The sequence below is a fragment of the Aquimarina sp. AU58 genome (genome assembly GCF_900312745.1).
GTDB classification, from domain to species: Bacteria; Bacteroidota; Bacteroidia; order Flavobacteriales; family Flavobacteriaceae; genus Aquimarina; species Aquimarina spinulae.
In genome coordinates, this window is sequence record NZ_OMPD01000008.1 from 297463 (window position 1) to 314451 (window position 16989).

Consider the following 16989-nt stretch of genomic DNA (forward strand, 5'->3'; position numbering starts at 1 on the left):
GAGTTAATTTTATTTGTAGGATTGAAATATATTAATTGATTTATAATAAATAAAGTTTTAGTAATATATGCAGATAATGATTTAAAATTTCTAATATTTTATTATAATTTACTCTAAAGTTATGCGTTAATTACAATTAATCAACTTTTAGTAGTTTGCATAATTTTTCTAAACACACAACAGGTCAAAACACCATCCAACTTAGACCACAAACAACTCATTATCAAACCACTAAATCCAAAAAAAACTCTTAAAAAACAACATTCACAATATGCAAATTAAAAAACAATACAAGGGGATTATTTTTGATTTAGACGGAACCCTTTTAAATACATTAGGAACATATAGCCATATCATGAATGCGCTTTTGGAAAAAAATAAATTTCCGATTCATACCATGAAAAACTATCGTGAATTTATTGGAAACGGTGCAAAAAATTTTATAACATTATCCATCCCTTCTGAGCATAGAACTGAAGAATTGATAGCGCATTTGCTCCATGAATTCCATTTGCAATATGAAGATTTATACACCCAACATTCTGAAACATATGCTGGCATAATGGATGTACTAATAGATTTACAATCTGCCGGAATAACACTCGCTCTATTATCTAACAAATTACATGATTTAACTCTTAAATGCGCAAGCCATTTTTTTCCAGATATCAAATTCAGTCATATTATAGGTCAGTCTGATAAATACAAAAAACCAGACCCCAGTGGGGTTTTGGATCTATCGAAATTATTAAAAATCCCTCTGGATCAATTAGTATTTGTTGGTGATACAGACGTTGATATAATCACAGCTCAAAATGCAGGCGTTGATAGCATTGCTGTAACATGGGGATTTAGAGATGAAAAAAACCTGGTATCCTTATCTCCTAATTACATGATAAGAAGTCCAAAAGAACTCATAGAATTCCTACCATTTTCTAAACAAATTTAAACAACCCTAACACATTTTTTAGGAATATGATATTCTTTCATCTTGATAATACATCAAATAAACTTTAAATCTTCTCAAAAAAAGAGCTTTATTTAGCTGTATCAGAGCACAATACAGCTAAATAAAGCTCTTTTTGGGCACAAAACTACTATAGAAGTCGAACTAGAATTTTATCACTTAAAAATATAGTGTAAGTCTCAAAAAAAATGTCCAACTTGTACTCGTAAATCTCTACCTTGCTGAAAGGTCCTTATACTAGGAGCTATTGCTAGTTATTGGTTTTATTAATTATTTTTAGCTCTCTTACTGTCTTTCCTCCAACAGCCATGTCATCATCCGGGATTTCTTTTATTGAAACTAAAAATAATTTTTTAGGAACACCTGTAATATCTGCTGATATTTCGGTTAATTGTTCAATTAGTTTTTGCTTAATTTCTTTTTCGAGTTTAGTTGATTCAAATGATATGTATGGCATATTGTTTAGGTTTTTGTTTTAGAATAAAACGGTTTATATTAAGTTTCTATTTTATCTTTTGTACTATACTTTGTCTATTATTTTTATACTTCCTGCCCGCTTTTAGATTGGCATTAAAAATCGAACCTTTGGTATTTTTACTTACACGCATTTAGGGATGATACCATCTTAAAGTTAAACATAGTATTGTTATTAGCAAGGTTTTGGGTTGGGATATCTTCATGAATACTCCAATGTGCTACGATCTTTTCTTCTTCTAATCTAAACAGATCATATAATACAGAGTTTTTTCCGGCAAGAACTCCTTCACTAATGGATAGAACAAAGTTCCCTTCTCCAAAAACGGCATGCTGTTTTTTATAACGAGGAAAAAGTGATTCATCTTGAATTGCCTGAATAAGATTCTGAACTCCATCTGCCAGTGCTACATTATGTTGATGAAAATGAGTTTGAAAAAAATTAGGTATGGTTTCTACTATCGTTTCTACATTTTTGTTTGTTAACGTACTAAATAGCTCGGTGATTATAGATTTATTACTTTCTGTTTTCTTTAGGTCCTTTATTTCGGTCTCACCATCAAATAAAGATCTACCGGATAAGTTTGGGGGAGTTATTGCTGTCATAACATTCCAGTGTTCGGCAATTAAGCCATTGTAATCAAAACGAATGATATGAAAAGCTACTGCCTCATTAAACCCAAAAGGAGTAGCATTTATCCATTTGTGATGCATAATTATGTGCTGATCATCTTCTAACATGCGTATATTTTCAATTTTACTACCATACTCTTTTAATTTAGGTATCATAGAAATAAAAGCTGCTCTTCCCGACGGAACCCTTGGATTGTGTTGGATATAGTTTTCATGAACCATTTCCTTTATTATTGATTCATTGTACTGGCTAACTGCAGTATGATATGCTTTAGCCTTTTCTTTATTGTTCATATACTTTTTCTTTATAAGTTGATCTACATTTTTGTATGTGGTTAAATTAAAAATTGCAGCAATGATGAGATATATTAACCCGCTGTGTATTTGAGATGTTTTAATTCAAAATTTGTCAATTCGAGAGGCTATTCTGAAAAACCACTCGAATTGACACTTTTTTTATTTACATCGCTAATGAGACACTATTTTTTGAATATTTACGAACAAGGTCTTTAATTAAAGAATCTGTTTGGTCTAGTGAACCGACAGATTCGATATAAGAATCTGGTCTTACCAAAATAGTCTGATCTTTATAGTATTTACTTTCTGTCCAGAGTCCATGTTGTGAATCATTGGAATGAATTTGTATTACTTTCACAAAACCTGGTAATTCTAAATCTATTTTTTGATTTCCAAAATAAAGAAGCGTAAACCTAGTATAATCAAGAAGAGAGTACAATTGACTTTTCTTTTCTCCCTGATTCACTTCGATATCATAAACTCTTGTTCCCGCCATTCCATTCTCACTATAGCGAATGCCCATACCTGTAATATTTCCAGCTCTCTTTTCTACAATCTTAACATAATCTTTTGCATGGGTACCAGAGTTTGAATATTTTGTAGAACGAACAAGTTCTCCAGAACTCTGAATTACACTAAGAGCAACTGGTTTTCTCTCGGTTTCATATAAATTGAGCAAACTTTGATCAGCACCGTGATTTTTTATCATATTCAATTTCCAAATTAAGTTAAATGAATCTGCCAGGCCGGTATTTAAACCTTGTCCTCCATTCACAGAGTGAATATGACAAGCATCTCCCGCCAGAATTACACGATCTTGAATAAGATAGTTTTCTGCAACAGATTCTTTTACAGAAAATTGAGAAAACCAGATCAACTCTTTTATCTTAACTGTATGTGGTGCCATGGCGAAGTTAATTTTTTCCATAGCATCTTCTATGACAAAATCTTTGCGATCCATTCTAATATAGAACCTATCAATATTTCCTTCTCTGGGAATCCAGGCAACATCTGATGTTTCTGATTGGAAAACTATAATTTCGGGTACTTTTGTAAAATCAGTTTCGAATACTGCATCAATTACTGCCCATACAATTTGAGGGCGTGTAATCTCGAAAGGTATATTAAAGTAGTTACGAACAAACGAATGAGAGCCATCTGCCCCTATAAGATAATCTGATTTTATTATATCTCCATTAGAAAGAGTACTGATACACCCCTCTTCTGTAACCTGAATATCTTCTAATGTTGTTTGTCTTACTACAGGTGCATTAATTGATGTAAGTTTTTCATCTAAGAGTTTCTCTACAAATGCTTGTCCCAGCATCAAAAAATGTTTGTGAAAACAACCTTCAAGCTCATCCCACCAATACGATTGTCGTGATACAAACTTTCCCTTTTCCCATATCGAACTTGTATTACAGGGCAAGCCCAGAGGGTAGAGTTCTTTAAATAAATCAGCAACCTCAAGTAGCTGTAGTGTTCTTGCGTTAAGAGCATCTGCTCTTCCTACTTCTAGTGGGCCTTCAGATTTATCTATAATCATAGTTTTTAATCCTGAGAGCTCTGCTAGATATGCACAAGCTAGCCCAACTGGTCCAGCTCCTACAATAAAAATATCTGTTTCTTTTGTTATCATTTTGTATATATAAGATGTGGATTATCTGGTGTTTCTCCTAGTAATTGTACTCTTCTAAGGTGTCTGGGAGCGCCTTTGGTAAAAGGTTCGCGACCATGTAATAAAGTGCTATTATCAGAAAATACAATATCTCCAGTTTCCCACCGATGTGTATAGAGATATTCTGGAGCGTAGAGCGTTTTATTAAGATTCTGAAGAAAATCTCCGATTTCCTGTTCTGGAATCCCCTCGACTTTAAAGCCAGGATGATTAACAAACGATTCATCGCTATGATTTGGAGGTTCGCAATAGCGAATTACAGAGTACTCTTTTTCTTGGTGTTTATTAAGAAGCGGAGCAATCGTTTTGCTATCATAAAACTCCATTTTTCGTGAATACACACAACTTACTTTACTCCAAGATTCTTTAGTATTTTCTGAGATTTCTTCTAAAATCATTTTTGTATTGGTAAAAGTTGTGCCTCCTCCATTATCAATTCCGGGTGAACTTACACAATGAAATACTTGCGTCTCGGGAACTTGTTCACGATACATACCATCCCAATGAAGAGGGATATACGTATTGTCGAAAATATGGTCTTCGGGATTATCCTGAACAACAAGTTCCAGAACTTTTCCGAAAGGCCACAAACAAATTTCTCCGAATTTTTCACAATAGTCAGAGAAATCTTCGGCGCTGTCAAAACTCCGAAACCCTCTCAAAGCAATTAGATGTTCATTTGATAGCACACTTTTCAGTTCGTTTATATCTAAATTCCGAATATCTTCCTTTCCGTTAATGGGCTCAATTAATAAACCAAATGGATTCAATTTTGTGGTTCTAAAATTCATATTTTACTCTTTTAACTTTGTTATTCTAAACTAGTATTCTACGCCCTAATTTTGAGGCATCAATTCGTAGTGGCTAGAGTGTCCGTTTTCGTCCTGAACTAATTTTGCATTTAACTTTTTAACTTCCCGGTGCTTCATAAGTATAAATTCGTTACCAGTTTGTACAGCAACCCCGTGCCAGGGTGTCATCCATGTTTCTCTTCCAAGAAGTTGAATTCCAATTTTCTTAGAACCGCAGATCTGAGGGTGTATCGATAGACGTATTGCTTCGGGAAATTTTTCTGCAATCAAATCGGTCCAGGCATTACTTCTTATAATCGCCTGATAGGCTTTTACTTTACATTCTTTTTGGATTGAGCTTTTAGATCTTGTTTGTCCAGGAAACATCAAATCTTCAACAAGAAAACGTGTAAGCCCGAGGTACATACGATTAGCTTCTTTTTCTTCTGCACTGCTCGATCCCGCCCCTCCATTTTTTACTTTATCTTTTAAACTATCCAGGTCTTGTCCATATTTTTTAACAAGCTCATAACGGGCTTGATCAAAATCACTTTTAATATCTATATCATCAAGGTTAAAAGTAGAAAGCGCTGTAAGATTTAACTCTTCGATAAGGCGATCAATTTCAATTTGATAAGAAGTTACATGCTTTTCAGAGATTCCTACAATATCGCTAAAAACTCTACCATCAGAACATATAACTAACTCTGCTCCTGGTTTGTAAATACTTTGAATTTGTTGGCAGAGATCATTTAAAAATGTAAGAGCCTGCTTTTCTGCCATGTCGGGAAGATATCCTAAAACTTTTGCCGGATTAGGAGATTTACCAGGAAATGCCGGTAAGACAAATCTAATTTTCTTTTTTTGCATAATGGCCATAGAAACTTTATCCAAGTGTGGTTTGTGACAACTCAGGCAAGCGGGCGAATCACAGCTATCTTCGGATATCATCATTCGCCGAAATTGCATGACTTTGGTTAAAATATTTCTCGCTTGATCTGTAACTTGGTCAGAATGACTAGATGATGTGTAAGATTTACTTAGTTCATTATCTAAAATTTTCATAATAAGGTTTTAAGAATTAATTTTCTATTTTACGTGTCGATTTTTCTCATCTTAAATTATTTTAATCTATGTTCATTATGGTATATATAAAGCTCTATACAGAAAGGATATTACTATCCTAACCAGCAAAGGTTTATCCATACGCCCTCCTTCTGCAATCATTTTTTAACAATAGCGTAAATTCTTCTTAAATCTCTTTTACAATAGCAAAACTTCTTCTCCTGTAAATAGAGCTTTGTGGTTTCGCTACTTTCAAGAATATTTACTATTTCCTGGTACTACCAAATACTATCTAGTATCACCAATGTTATTTTTTAAAATGCAATTCTTGATTGCAGTTTTATATTTTCTGCAATTCATACATTAGCCGTACGATTCGAATTAAATCAAAACGATAAAATGTTGTCTCTTCTTCATAAAGAAAAGCAACCTTGTTCCTAAACTATTTAATCTAATAACAGGAAGCCTCTGCTATTGTCCAAACACCATACATTTTTTAGTATACTTACTATAATTTTTATGTGCTGAACTCATCTTTATTGAACGTATGAGTATATATCTAAATCAATATTTATTAAATATTAAAACGTTGCATATCTTATAAGATCGTCTTATCAAGGCCGTCTTTTTTGTGCCTAATTGTTATAAAAATCATTATATAGGAGTATACTTAGTGATTTTTATTAATTAGTGATTTATATCCGATAACAAAACGGATATATTTTTAATCAAATATGCTATATTTTATAACTTAATATGATGTATTTATCTGTTATTTCGAATATAAATATAGTCTAATTTTTAACTATAAAAAATTCTCTTGGCGCTTTTGCAACCGCTACCAGAATATAACTCGTTTTCTATTATAATAGTATAACAGCTTACAAAAATATTTTAATCTACATCTGTAAGTATTTCGGTTTCTAATTTTTCTATAAGAGTTTTTAATTCCTGAATAGCATTTATATCCTTTTTATCAATTGCGATATTAATAGCAGATATAATCCTTCCTTTTATCAATTTAAGTCTATCATTTTTTGGTAAAAATAAAGGATCTACTCCTTTAACAAATTCGATATCTCCTTTTTCATTATTATCTAATTCATCTAATTTGTTTTCTATTTTTTGCAAGGTATCCTCTTGCGAAACTTTTATTTTATGTCTCAAATCAGATTCGTTAATAATAACCCAATCTTCTATTCCTTTTACCTTAAGTAAAGTATATAAATCTGATTTCTTAATTTTTATTTCTCCCGACAATATCTGGTTTTTAAGCATATTATTAGTCATCCCAATAAGGTCAATAGCTTTGGCAAATCTAGAGTCTCTTTTGATTGTACTTTCGCTTACTTTATATTGTTCTGCAAGTATTTTGGATGTTGAAGGTTCAATTTGACCCTTCGAAAGAATATTAGCATACCCTCCCTTTTTTTTCCTGACACTTAGATATTTAAGCCCTCTATAATAACTCATTTGGTCAGGGTTAAGGTTTCTGCGCCCTAATTGATGGTTTATCATCCATGCTTTCACTTCTTCTATCGAAGAAAAAGAAAACTTGCTTATCTTATAATCTATCCCGTTTTGTTGGCAAATTTTATGTCGATTATGCCCATCTATTAATACCAAATCATCTTCTCTTTCCCAAACCGATACTGCTTCTTTACATCCTTCTAAAAGAATATTTTCTTTTAATTGTTTAAATTCTTCTTTAGATAATGGTACAATAAACTCTTCTAATTCTTTTAAAACTCTAATACTTTCTTTATTCATTTTTTGTTTTGAGTTATTTAAAAAGTGATGTTAGCTTATACCTTCTCCTTTTCATCCTTTTTTAAACTATACCAGACTAACTATAAGTCATTCGTAAAAAAGTAAATCTACACCAACAGTAATTTCTGGTTTTTAAAACCTCAACGGGTTTCTCTTTACATAACACGATTACTTTTGATTTTTTGAAATCTATAAAGATTATGAATATTCTTGTTTCAAAATTCTAAATTTATATATGCGGTATGAAACAAAGATATAATAGAATTAGAGATTATCCCATATTTGCCATTGATTGTTCGATATTCGTCATTACTTATATCCAAATTTATCCCTATAGGATCTTGACTTCAGCTCTAAAAACTAATCTCTTTTGAGATGATCAACATGAAATAGTACAGAATTTCCACAAACACAGCATACGTTTTAACCTACAAATACCTAAAGCTTTTTCTTACAAATTAGTCATTAAGTTGTCATTGCTATAAAACCACAAAATAATTACGTTATCAATAAATGTGAAACAATAATGGCACAAAAGTGCAATACAAATCATCTTGATCTTTATATTTTAGTCTTCAATTAACTTTTAAAACCTAAAACATGACATATACCAGATTTTATATTTGTAGCACTTATTCTTTAGTTATAATGAATTAATTAATAACTTTCTAGAACAAGAAAAATATACCTCAACCCAATTTTATTGGCCTAAACAACATATGAAGATTTTGATAAATTAAATAAAAGAAAGGGCTTCTTTGTTTTTTTCTATTTGTGATTATTTATTAATACTCGTTCTGATATATAAAAAGGCCGTAAAACATCCTTAACCATAATGAATATTAAAGAAAAGGTTTCATTAGATTTAAAAATTAATGACAATGATCCTGATTTGATTTCGGGCTGTATAGAAATAGAGTTTCGTACAGAAAAAATAAGACATTACTTCTCTTCGATTACACTAAAAGAGACAGATTTTATTCATCTATCCTTTTTTATAGAGTGGAAAAACTGCTTATCTACATCTTGTTGTTGCTATACTGTATTTTCAGGGTCTGTAAATTTAACACAGCAACATTTTTTTGATCTAAAATGGATGTTCGTTTGTCCAAAAAATAAGTTATCTAAAGAAGGAAAATATACCCTCTATTCTAATCAAAAAAATCAATTTTCAAATTCATATCATAACAATTATGATATTCCTTTCATTGTAAATTATGGCTAAATACATATTCTTTAAACATAGCGATTACAATGCTAAGATGTAAAGAAGTATGTTGAGTAAAAATTTACATTTTTTGACACTTCTTTTACATTTTTTTTCACCGGTTACCCGGCATCTGTTTTAGTTTTACAAAAAAACATCAGCTATGAAAAAAATAATTATAGTAGTGGTTATATTTTTTTTAATTCCTACAGCTTACGCGCAACAAGAGTTAAGAATAGATACTGGTAAAAGTATTATCAATTGGCAAGGTTCTGATCTTCTAAATTTGAATACACATAATGGAACGGTAAAATTTAAAAACGGTGTTATACGTAGAAAGGGAATTCTTATTACAGGAGGAGAATTTGAAATTGATATGAATTCTATTATCAATATAGGTGATCAATATAACGAAATGTTGATCACCCATTTGAAGAGTGAAGATTTTTTTAACGTTAAAAAACATCCAATTGTTAAATTAGAAATTATTAATACCCGGTATATAAATGCTACAAATCTGGATGTAATTGCATATCTAACTATCAATGATATAAGGCACATAATACAGTATCAATCTACTATCGAAAACATCAATAATCAAGTATTGATGAAGTCTAAATTTGTAATTGATAGAACATTGTGGAAAATCAACTATAAATCCAAAAAATTCCTTATTAACCTGAAAGATGATATCATATCAAACACTATTGGTTTTGAAGTATTTGTAGTAGCGAACCAGGATGGATGTTAACAGTTTATTTATCGACCTTTACTCCTTCCCACTGCACTCCCTGAAAATCCATCAGAATGTAATAATTTCCTGATTCGTTTTTTACAAATTTTATTGATTCTTCAGAAGTCTTATCGCCAAAAAACACATTTTCGCTTTCTGGATAGAGTACTCCATTATTTTGTTCTTTCTGATACAAAAACAAACTATCTTTTTCTACTTTAAGGGTAATTAAAAGATGTCCAGCATCTACAAAATCATAAGTTCCTTCATATTTTTTAAGCACAAGAGGAGAAAGGTTGATCGATTTACGAAGTACTGCTTTTGGCATTTTCACCTTCCTGCCCTCAAGTATCTTTTCTAAATCACTTACCAATTGCTCAAAAGGAATTTCATCATAATTTGTTAAGAAAACAATACTATAATCTTGCGAAAAGTTTCTATGAATATAAGCTCGTTTGCCTCTTGTACCTCCTGCATGCGAAATACTATGATCATGAATCAACGAGGCATGATCTTCTTTGTTTAAGATCGTAAGAAATTGAGCCAAATCATCAACAGACGAATGTAAATTACCCATTCTTACTTCGTCCTGTAAAAAAGAATCAACACTTTTAATGTTTTTTTCATCATCGACATAATGTCCATAGGCATAGCTTTTTAAATGCCTAAGATCTGCATCAAAATTACCACCTGAACGCTTCATTTTTAACGGCTTGAAGAAATTTTCTTTCAAAAATAAAGAATACGAGCTTTTATTGGTTTTGCCTATAATATAGTATAACAACTGAAAACCTATATTAGAATACCGTATCTCAGAACCTGGCTCAAACTCTAATTTCTCTTTTGAAGCCAGAGTCACTATTTCGTCTGGAGAAAGTTCTAATGTATTAGATATTGAAGTATCAAATTCTCTGGGTAAACCCGAACTATTGTCCATAAGATGTTGAATAGTTATACGCTCTCCATTAGGAAAACCGGGCAAATATTTACCAATGGTATCACTACGGTTAATTTTACCTTCGTTTTCTAGCCGAAGTACACTTACTTTGGCAAATAATTTAGAGACAGAACGAAGATCAAATTGGCTTTCTACATTTACATATAATTTAGACAACGTATCCGAAGAGATATTATATGCTTTTCGTAAAACAGTTTTCTTACCCTTCTTAAGTAATACCACTCCATTAAATTTCTTTAACTCGGTAAGCTTTGTTAAATACGTATCACTTTTTAGAAATAGCGAATCATTGGGCTTGTTTTCATGATTAACTTTTGAAATTTTTGTTTCTTTATTTTTAGAACATGCTACTAAAAATATGGCTAACACTAACATTTTTAACAAAATACGAGTCATTTTCTTTTTTATTGCAAAGCAAATACAATTAACGTATTAAAAATTGTAAAAATGGAACCTTGTCTAATGACGGAATAAAAATTCTGGTAGATCATTAAAGAATTGCATAGGTGTAACACCGCATACTTTCTTAAAATCCCGATTAAAATGTGATTGATCAAAATAATCATATGTATAACACAGTTCGGTCATAGAAATATGTTTGTTCTTAATTCTAAATTTAACCAAATCCATAATTCGTACTGTAATGATAAACTTCTTCAAACTATAAAGTACTTCTTGCTTAAAGATTCTATTTAAATATTGACGGGTTTTTTTATATTTTTCACTCAATAGATTTACCGATGTCATTCCTTTTACACTGTATATATACTCACAAACCTCTTTTACAAAAAGAGCCGAAGAACTAAGTATAAGGTTTTGGTCTTTTATAAAATCACTTGCTATAGTACACATGTCACTTATTGGCACATCATTAAATAATTGCTCTCGTACTCCTAATATGCCCTTTTTTTCAATACTTAGGTCAATAATTCCAGAAGTATCTAAGTATGAAAAAAAATGTGCATTTGCCCACGGTTGTACTTTAATTGTAAAAAAAGTAAGAGATACTTCAAATTTTAGCGTATAAGGAGGGGAAAGATCATGAATAGTAAATACTTTAAAAGGGATAGGAAAAGTGGATTGTTTCTCTCCATACGTTAGCACACTATTACATTCTTTAAAGAAAACAAAATCATAACAACAATCATCGATCACCGGTACATACTTAACCGTTGTATCCATCTTTTTTGAAAAGTAATAGTATTCTTTTATCAAGTGTTGTAAGGATAAATCAGCAAGTTCGCTTTTAATAATCATAGTATTCTAATCATTGTAAACCATCATAGCTATCAAATCTGGATGGTATATAAATTTTGTCAAAAAATAAAAATATTATCCTTTTCTGTCACATTTTTGATCTCTTAGTTGTCATTATATAATAATGCATTTATATACTAAAGAAACATATTTATTCATACATTAAAAAACCAATGTTTGATTTCGACACATATCAGGAGTTTTTATTTCCATTTGCCTATAACATTCTTGGATCTACCGACGATGCAAAAGACGCTATTCAGGATACTTTAAACGCCTTTATTTTGCTTCAAAACAAGAACATAGATAATCCTAAAGCATACCTGATCAAATCGGTTATTAATACTTCTATCAATAAAAAAAAGCGTCAGAAAAAATTTGTTTCAGAAAATATCTACCTTCCAGAACCTATTGCTACCGATACCGCTGATAATGATTTATACTTAAAAGATATCGTTTCGTACTCATTATTGATTTTATTAGATCAATTAACTGTAAAAGAAAGAGCCGTTTTTGTGCTGAAAGAAGCATTTAATTATTCTCATAATGATATTGCTGAAGTTCTTTCTAGCACTCCCGAGAATTCGAGAAAATTATTGAGTCGAGCTAAGATTAAATTAAAAAAACCCAGTCAAAAGAATCTAACTTTTACAAACAAAAAAACAGAAGAATATCTTAATAATTACAGTACTGCAATACGAGAAAGAGATATCAAAAAGTTAGAGCAACTTTTTGCAAATGATATTACCATGATTGCTGATGGTGGTAATAAAATTAACGTTCTTAGAAATTTCACCAGCGGAAAACAAAGCTGTATCAAACTGATTCTTGAAGTTTTTAATGAATTTCAATCGCTACAAAACACCAGATATATTGAAGTTAATCACCAACCAGCAATAGCCTATTTTGATAACGATATATTATCATCTTGCCAAGTATTTTCAATTAATCAAGATCAAAAAATTTATAAAATTAGTTCTGTAGTTGATCCTGAAAAACTCAAAAATATTGCAAAAAAGATGCGTTAGTGTCACGTTTTCATATTGTGATTTGTCATATAGGTAAATACAAATTTATATACAATGAAAGAAGATTTTTTTAACGATACGCTAGAAAATAAAGAAGTACTAATCCTGCCCAATGAAGGAGAAACATTTACTATGAATGGCATTTCTTTTACTTTTAAACTAACCAGTGAATTATCGAATAACCAACTAGGGGTATATGAAATAGTTTTAGCCCCCCGAGCCATTGGTGCCAAGTTACATTATCATAGATTTATGGATGAAACCTTTATAGTAAATAAAGGAATACTCACTCTTTTTACAGGAACTAAAGGCGGTAAACATCTGATTGCCCCCGGTACCGTAGCATATGCTCCTAGATTTACCCCTCACGGATTTCAAAATGACACCGACGAAGAAGTCCGGCTTACCCTACTTTTTAATCCTTCACAAAAAAGAGAAGGTTTTTTTAGAGGATTATATGAAACGCTTAACAGTGACACTATTGATCCAGAAAAATATTTAAAACTTTATAACAAATACGATAGTTTTCCTGTCGATACTTCTAATATGTTACCTATTAGAGATCATTAATTTTAAAGTGATTGGTCATGTTTTCACTTGTTTTCTTTCCTTTACCAGAGATGAATACATTAAAATTTGATAAAAATCGATACAATTTCATAGATTGTAATAGCAAACAGTATAAATTTGCAATATTGATTATATAATAAGCGGTAAAAGTATTTTTGTACATACACCTTACATTAAATCATTCCAACGCATTAATAATCAATAAATTACACTAAATAAAGAAAACTTTAACAGTAAAAAACTTGCTTTACTAGACGACTGGTCATATTTTTGTCGTCCCAAAATGAAAATAATGTCGAAAACCATAAAACATGAGATCAAAGCTGATTACCTTTTAGAAAAAGGGATGGAAATCATTTGGTCTAAAGGTTACAATGGTACTAGTGTAAATGACATTGTTAAGGCAGCTGATGTTCCTAAAGGTTCTTTTTACTTCTATTTTGATAGTAAAGAAGATTTTGCAATTAAGGCTTTGGACAAGTATTTTACAACGCAGGTTACTCCTGCTTTAGTGATTTTACGTGACAAATCATTTTCTGCAAAACAACGTCTGATTAATTTTTATGAATATAGAATTGAAGTAGTAAAAAAAGAATTAGAATGCAAAAATGGATGTATGGCTTGTAATCTAAGTAATGAAATGGCCGAACATAATGAAAACATACGAGAGGCTGTCTTAGAAAAACATGATACAATAAAGACAGAAATTATTAAAGTTGCCATAGAAGCCCAAAAACAAGGAGAAATAGATGCTTCGATTGATGTTGCAAACATGGTAGATTTTATTGAAGATGCTGGTAAAGGAGCAATGACAAGTATGAAAGAGACTCAAAGTGCTTATCCAATGGATAATGTAATGAATATGACCAGGCAGTTATTTTTAAAATAATTTTTTTTGATATATATAGACGACCGGTCAATTGTTAACATTTAAATAATCTTAAAGTATGATGTAAACCATAATTTAGTAAATCAAACAACATAAATAGTCGACTGGTCAATTATAAAACTTAAATGATTTTAAAATTTTTATCAAAGACCATGTCCTAATATCAATACTCAAATCGTCTAAACATAAAAACTTATAATAATCTGTATCATATCATCTTGTAATATATTACAAGTCGACTGGTCAACTAACAACTAATAATTATATGAATGCACTAAAAAAAGCAGGTAACGCTACCAATGCGTTTGCAAAGAAATGGGCAGAATTTGTAATCAAATTCAAATGGCCTGTATTAATTTCCACATTAGTCATTGCGATGGGGCTTGGTTCACAAGGTAATATGGAGTTTGATGGTGATTATCACGTATTTTTCAGTGAATCTAACCCAGAACTCGAAGCTTTTGACGCTTTGCAGGATAAATACACCAAAGATGACAATATTGTTATTGTACTCTCTCCTTCTAATGGCGATATATTTACCAAAGAGAACCTAATTGCTATTGAAGAACTTACGGCCGAAGCCTGGAACACTCCCTACTCTTCTCGTGTAGATGCAGTAACAAATTTTCAGCATACAAGTGCTCAGGGTGATGATTTATACGTAGACGATCTATCGTATGAATCTGCCTCTAAAACTGATTCAGAAATTAAAGCGATTAAAGAAAAAGCATTAAAAGAACCTCTTTTGGTAAATCGTCTGCTCAATGAAAAAGGAAGTGTTACTGCAATCAATGTAACCGTACGACTCCCAGGAAAAGATAGTGCCAAGGAGATACCAGAAGTAACTACTTTTGTTAGAAAATCAATTTCTGATTTTCAAGAAAAATATCCGAATTTTCAGATACACTCATCGGGATTAGTACCTCTTAATACTGCTTTCTTCGAATCTTCAATGAGAGATATGATGTTAACCCTGATTATGTTGGTTATTGTAATCTTAACTACACTCATTCTCACAAGAAACTTTTTTAGCACCCTAGCTACGTTAATTGTTGTACTATTTTCTATTATGAGTGCAATTGGTTTTGTAGGAATTATGGGAATTAAGCTCACTCCGCCATCTTCTGTTTTCCCTACAATGATATTAACTTTGGCTGTGGCAGATAGTATTCATATCCTGATTACTATGCTTCAAAAAATGCGTAAAGATGGATATACAAAAAAGGATGCTCTTGTCGAATCTATGCGTCTTAACTTCATGCCGGTTTTCATCACTAGTTTAACTACGGTTATAGGTTTCTTAACTATGAATTTTGGGGATGTACCTCCGTTTTGGGACCTAGGAAATATTACCGCTTTTGGAATGACAATGGCCTTTTTCTATTCTACTACAGCATTACCTGCACTTATGGCAGTTCTTCCTGTAAAGGTTAAAGAAAAGAAAGGTATTCTTATAGAAAAGTCGAGCTGGTATACTAATCTTGGACATTTTGTAGCAAAACAACCTACAAAACTTGCAATAATCTCTATAATAGTAATCGGTGCCTTTACATTTCTGGCTACCAAAAATCGATTTAATGATGAGTTTATCAACTATTTTGATGAAACCGTACAATTTAGAAGTGATACTGATTATATAAGCGAAAACTTAACCGGAATTTATAATGTTGAATTCTCTGTCGGAAGTGGAGAAAGCGGAGGGATCAATAACCCAGAGTATCTTAAAAAATTAAATGATTTTGAAGATTGGCTTAACGAACAACCCGAAGTGATACATGTAAACGCATTTAGTGAGGTTGCCAGAAGAGTAAATCGATCAATGCACGGAGATAATGAATCTTATTATAGGGTTCCTAATAGTCGTGAAGAAGCAGCACAATATTTATTACTATATGAGCTTTCTTTACCATTTGGATTAGATCTTAATAATCAAATTAATGTAGATAAATCTGAAAGCCGGGTCACTATAACACTGCAGAATATCTCTAGTGCCGAGATGATTGCTTTTTCAAAAAGAGCCGAAAAATGGTTACAGAACAATACCCCAAAACCTATGCATACTATTGGAGTAAGCCCAACACTTATGTTTTCTAAACTAGGCTTTAGACAAGCAGATAGCATGCTTAAAGGAAATATAATTGCACTCATATTGATCTCTCTGGTATTAATGTTCGCACTAAGAAATTTTAAACTTGGTCTTCTAAGTATCATTCCTAATGTTACTCCGGTTTTTATCGGGTTTGGATTTTGGGCAATGTACAAAGCTCAAATTAATACAGGAATGGTTATCGTTTTCGGGATGACTCTAGGGATAATAGTAGATGATACTGTTCATTTCATGAGTAAATTCTTAAGAGCTCGCAGAGAATTAGGCTATGATGCCAGGCAAGCAGTTATCTACGCGTTTGAAACCGTCGGAAAAGCATTAGTAACTACTACAGTGGTACTCCTGGCTGGATTTGCTGTACTATCCACCTCATCATTCGCTTTAAATAGCTACATGGCGAGAATTACGGTTATTATTATTCTGTCGGCCTTAATCATCGACTTTATATTACTGCCTGCTCTACTAATTCTTATTAGTAAAAAAGATAAGATTACTACAGAAACACCAGTAAAAGAATTAGAACCACAAATGCAACTTGATAAATAATAAATAAAAACAATAAAGA

At 31.5% G+C, this 16989-nt stretch carries 15 protein-coding genes; 7 read left to right on the top strand and 8 right to left on the bottom strand.

Annotated features, from left to right (window positions below):
- The first annotated feature begins 271 nt into the window (after positions 1-271).
- The gene (locus DK441_RS05710; RefSeq protein ID WP_109097883.1) at positions 272-949 is read left to right on the top strand and encodes an HAD family hydrolase; all 678 of its coding nucleotides are present in this window, start codon (positions 272-274) and stop codon (positions 947-949) included.
- A 268-nt stretch (positions 950-1217) separates the two neighbouring features.
- On the opposite strand, the gene DK441_RS05715 is transcribed toward DK441_RS05710, so the two are convergent.
- From DK441_RS05715 to DK441_RS05740, 6 genes are all read right to left on the bottom strand, one after another.
- Complete coding sequence (locus DK441_RS05715) at positions 1218-1424, bottom strand: tautomerase family protein (protein ID WP_025666511.1); 207 nt, start codon at positions 1422-1424, stop codon at positions 1218-1220.
- Between the two features lie 137 nt (positions 1425-1561).
- Positions 1562-2368: a hypothetical protein gene (locus DK441_RS05720; RefSeq protein ID WP_109097884.1), complete on the bottom strand. Its 807-nt coding sequence runs from the start codon at positions 2366-2368 to the stop codon at positions 1562-1564.
- A gap of 166 nt (positions 2369-2534) precedes the next feature.
- A complete protein-coding gene (locus DK441_RS05725) occupies positions 2535-4010 on the bottom strand; it encodes an FAD-binding protein (RefSeq protein WP_109097885.1) in 1476 nt (491 codons plus the stop codon).
- Positions 4007-4840 (bottom strand): TauD/TfdA family dioxygenase, encoded by an 834-nt coding sequence (locus DK441_RS05730; protein WP_109097886.1) that lies wholly within the window; start codon positions 4838-4840, stop codon positions 4007-4009. The genes DK441_RS05725 and DK441_RS05730 overlap by 4 nt, the downstream gene beginning before the upstream one ends.
- Before the next feature lie 45 nt (positions 4841-4885).
- A complete protein-coding gene (locus DK441_RS05735) occupies positions 4886-5905 on the bottom strand; it encodes an L-tyrosine/L-tryptophan isonitrile synthase family protein (RefSeq protein ID WP_109097887.1) in 1020 nt (339 codons plus the stop codon).
- A gap of 894 nt (positions 5906-6799) precedes the next feature.
- The gene (locus tag DK441_RS05740; protein ID WP_109097888.1) at positions 6800-7675 is read right to left on the bottom strand and encodes a hypothetical protein; all 876 of its coding nucleotides are present in this window, start codon (positions 7673-7675) and stop codon (positions 6800-6802) included.
- A gap of 835 nt (positions 7676-8510) precedes the next feature.
- Here DK441_RS05740 and DK441_RS05745 point away from each other — a divergent pair.
- The gene (locus DK441_RS05745; protein WP_109097889.1) at positions 8511-8900 is read left to right on the top strand and encodes a hypothetical protein; all 390 of its coding nucleotides are present in this window, start codon (positions 8511-8513) and stop codon (positions 8898-8900) included.
- Positions 8901-9045: 145 nt separating this feature from the next.
- Positions 9046-9633, top strand: coding sequence for a YceI family protein (locus DK441_RS05750; protein WP_109097890.1), 588 nt, complete (start codon positions 9046-9048; stop codon positions 9631-9633).
- Between the two features lie 4 nt (positions 9634-9637).
- Here the strand turns inward: DK441_RS05750 and DK441_RS05755 are convergent, their stop codons facing one another.
- Both DK441_RS05755 and DK441_RS05760 read right to left on the bottom strand, forming a co-directional pair.
- Positions 9638-10969 carry a serine hydrolase gene (locus DK441_RS05755; RefSeq protein WP_109097891.1) on the bottom strand — a complete coding sequence of 444 codons (1332 nt, stop codon included), beginning with the start codon at positions 10967-10969 and terminating at the stop codon, positions 9638-9640.
- Between the two features lie 63 nt (positions 10970-11032).
- Complete coding sequence (locus tag DK441_RS05760; protein WP_160111966.1) at positions 11033-11755, bottom strand: AraC family transcriptional regulator; 723 nt, start codon at positions 11753-11755, stop codon at positions 11033-11035.
- Positions 11756-12003: 248 nt separating this feature from the next.
- On the opposite strand from DK441_RS05760, the gene DK441_RS05765 reads away from it, so the two are divergent.
- From DK441_RS05765 to DK441_RS05780, 4 genes are all read left to right on the top strand, one after another.
- Positions 12004-12858, top strand: coding sequence for a sigma-70 family RNA polymerase sigma factor (locus tag DK441_RS05765; protein WP_109097893.1), 855 nt, complete (start codon positions 12004-12006; stop codon positions 12856-12858).
- A gap of 54 nt (positions 12859-12912) precedes the next feature.
- Positions 12913-13428: a cupin domain-containing protein gene (locus tag DK441_RS05770; protein ID WP_109097894.1), complete on the top strand. Its 516-nt coding sequence runs from the start codon at positions 12913-12915 to the stop codon at positions 13426-13428.
- A gap of 292 nt (positions 13429-13720) precedes the next feature.
- Entirely contained in the window at positions 13721-14317 is a 597-nt protein-coding gene (locus DK441_RS05775; RefSeq protein WP_159099200.1) for a TetR/AcrR family transcriptional regulator, read from the top strand.
- A 265-nt stretch (positions 14318-14582) separates the two neighbouring features.
- Entirely contained in the window at positions 14583-16970 is a 2388-nt protein-coding gene (locus tag DK441_RS05780; protein ID WP_109097896.1) for an RND family transporter, read from the top strand.
- Positions 16971-16989: the final 19 nt, after the last annotated feature.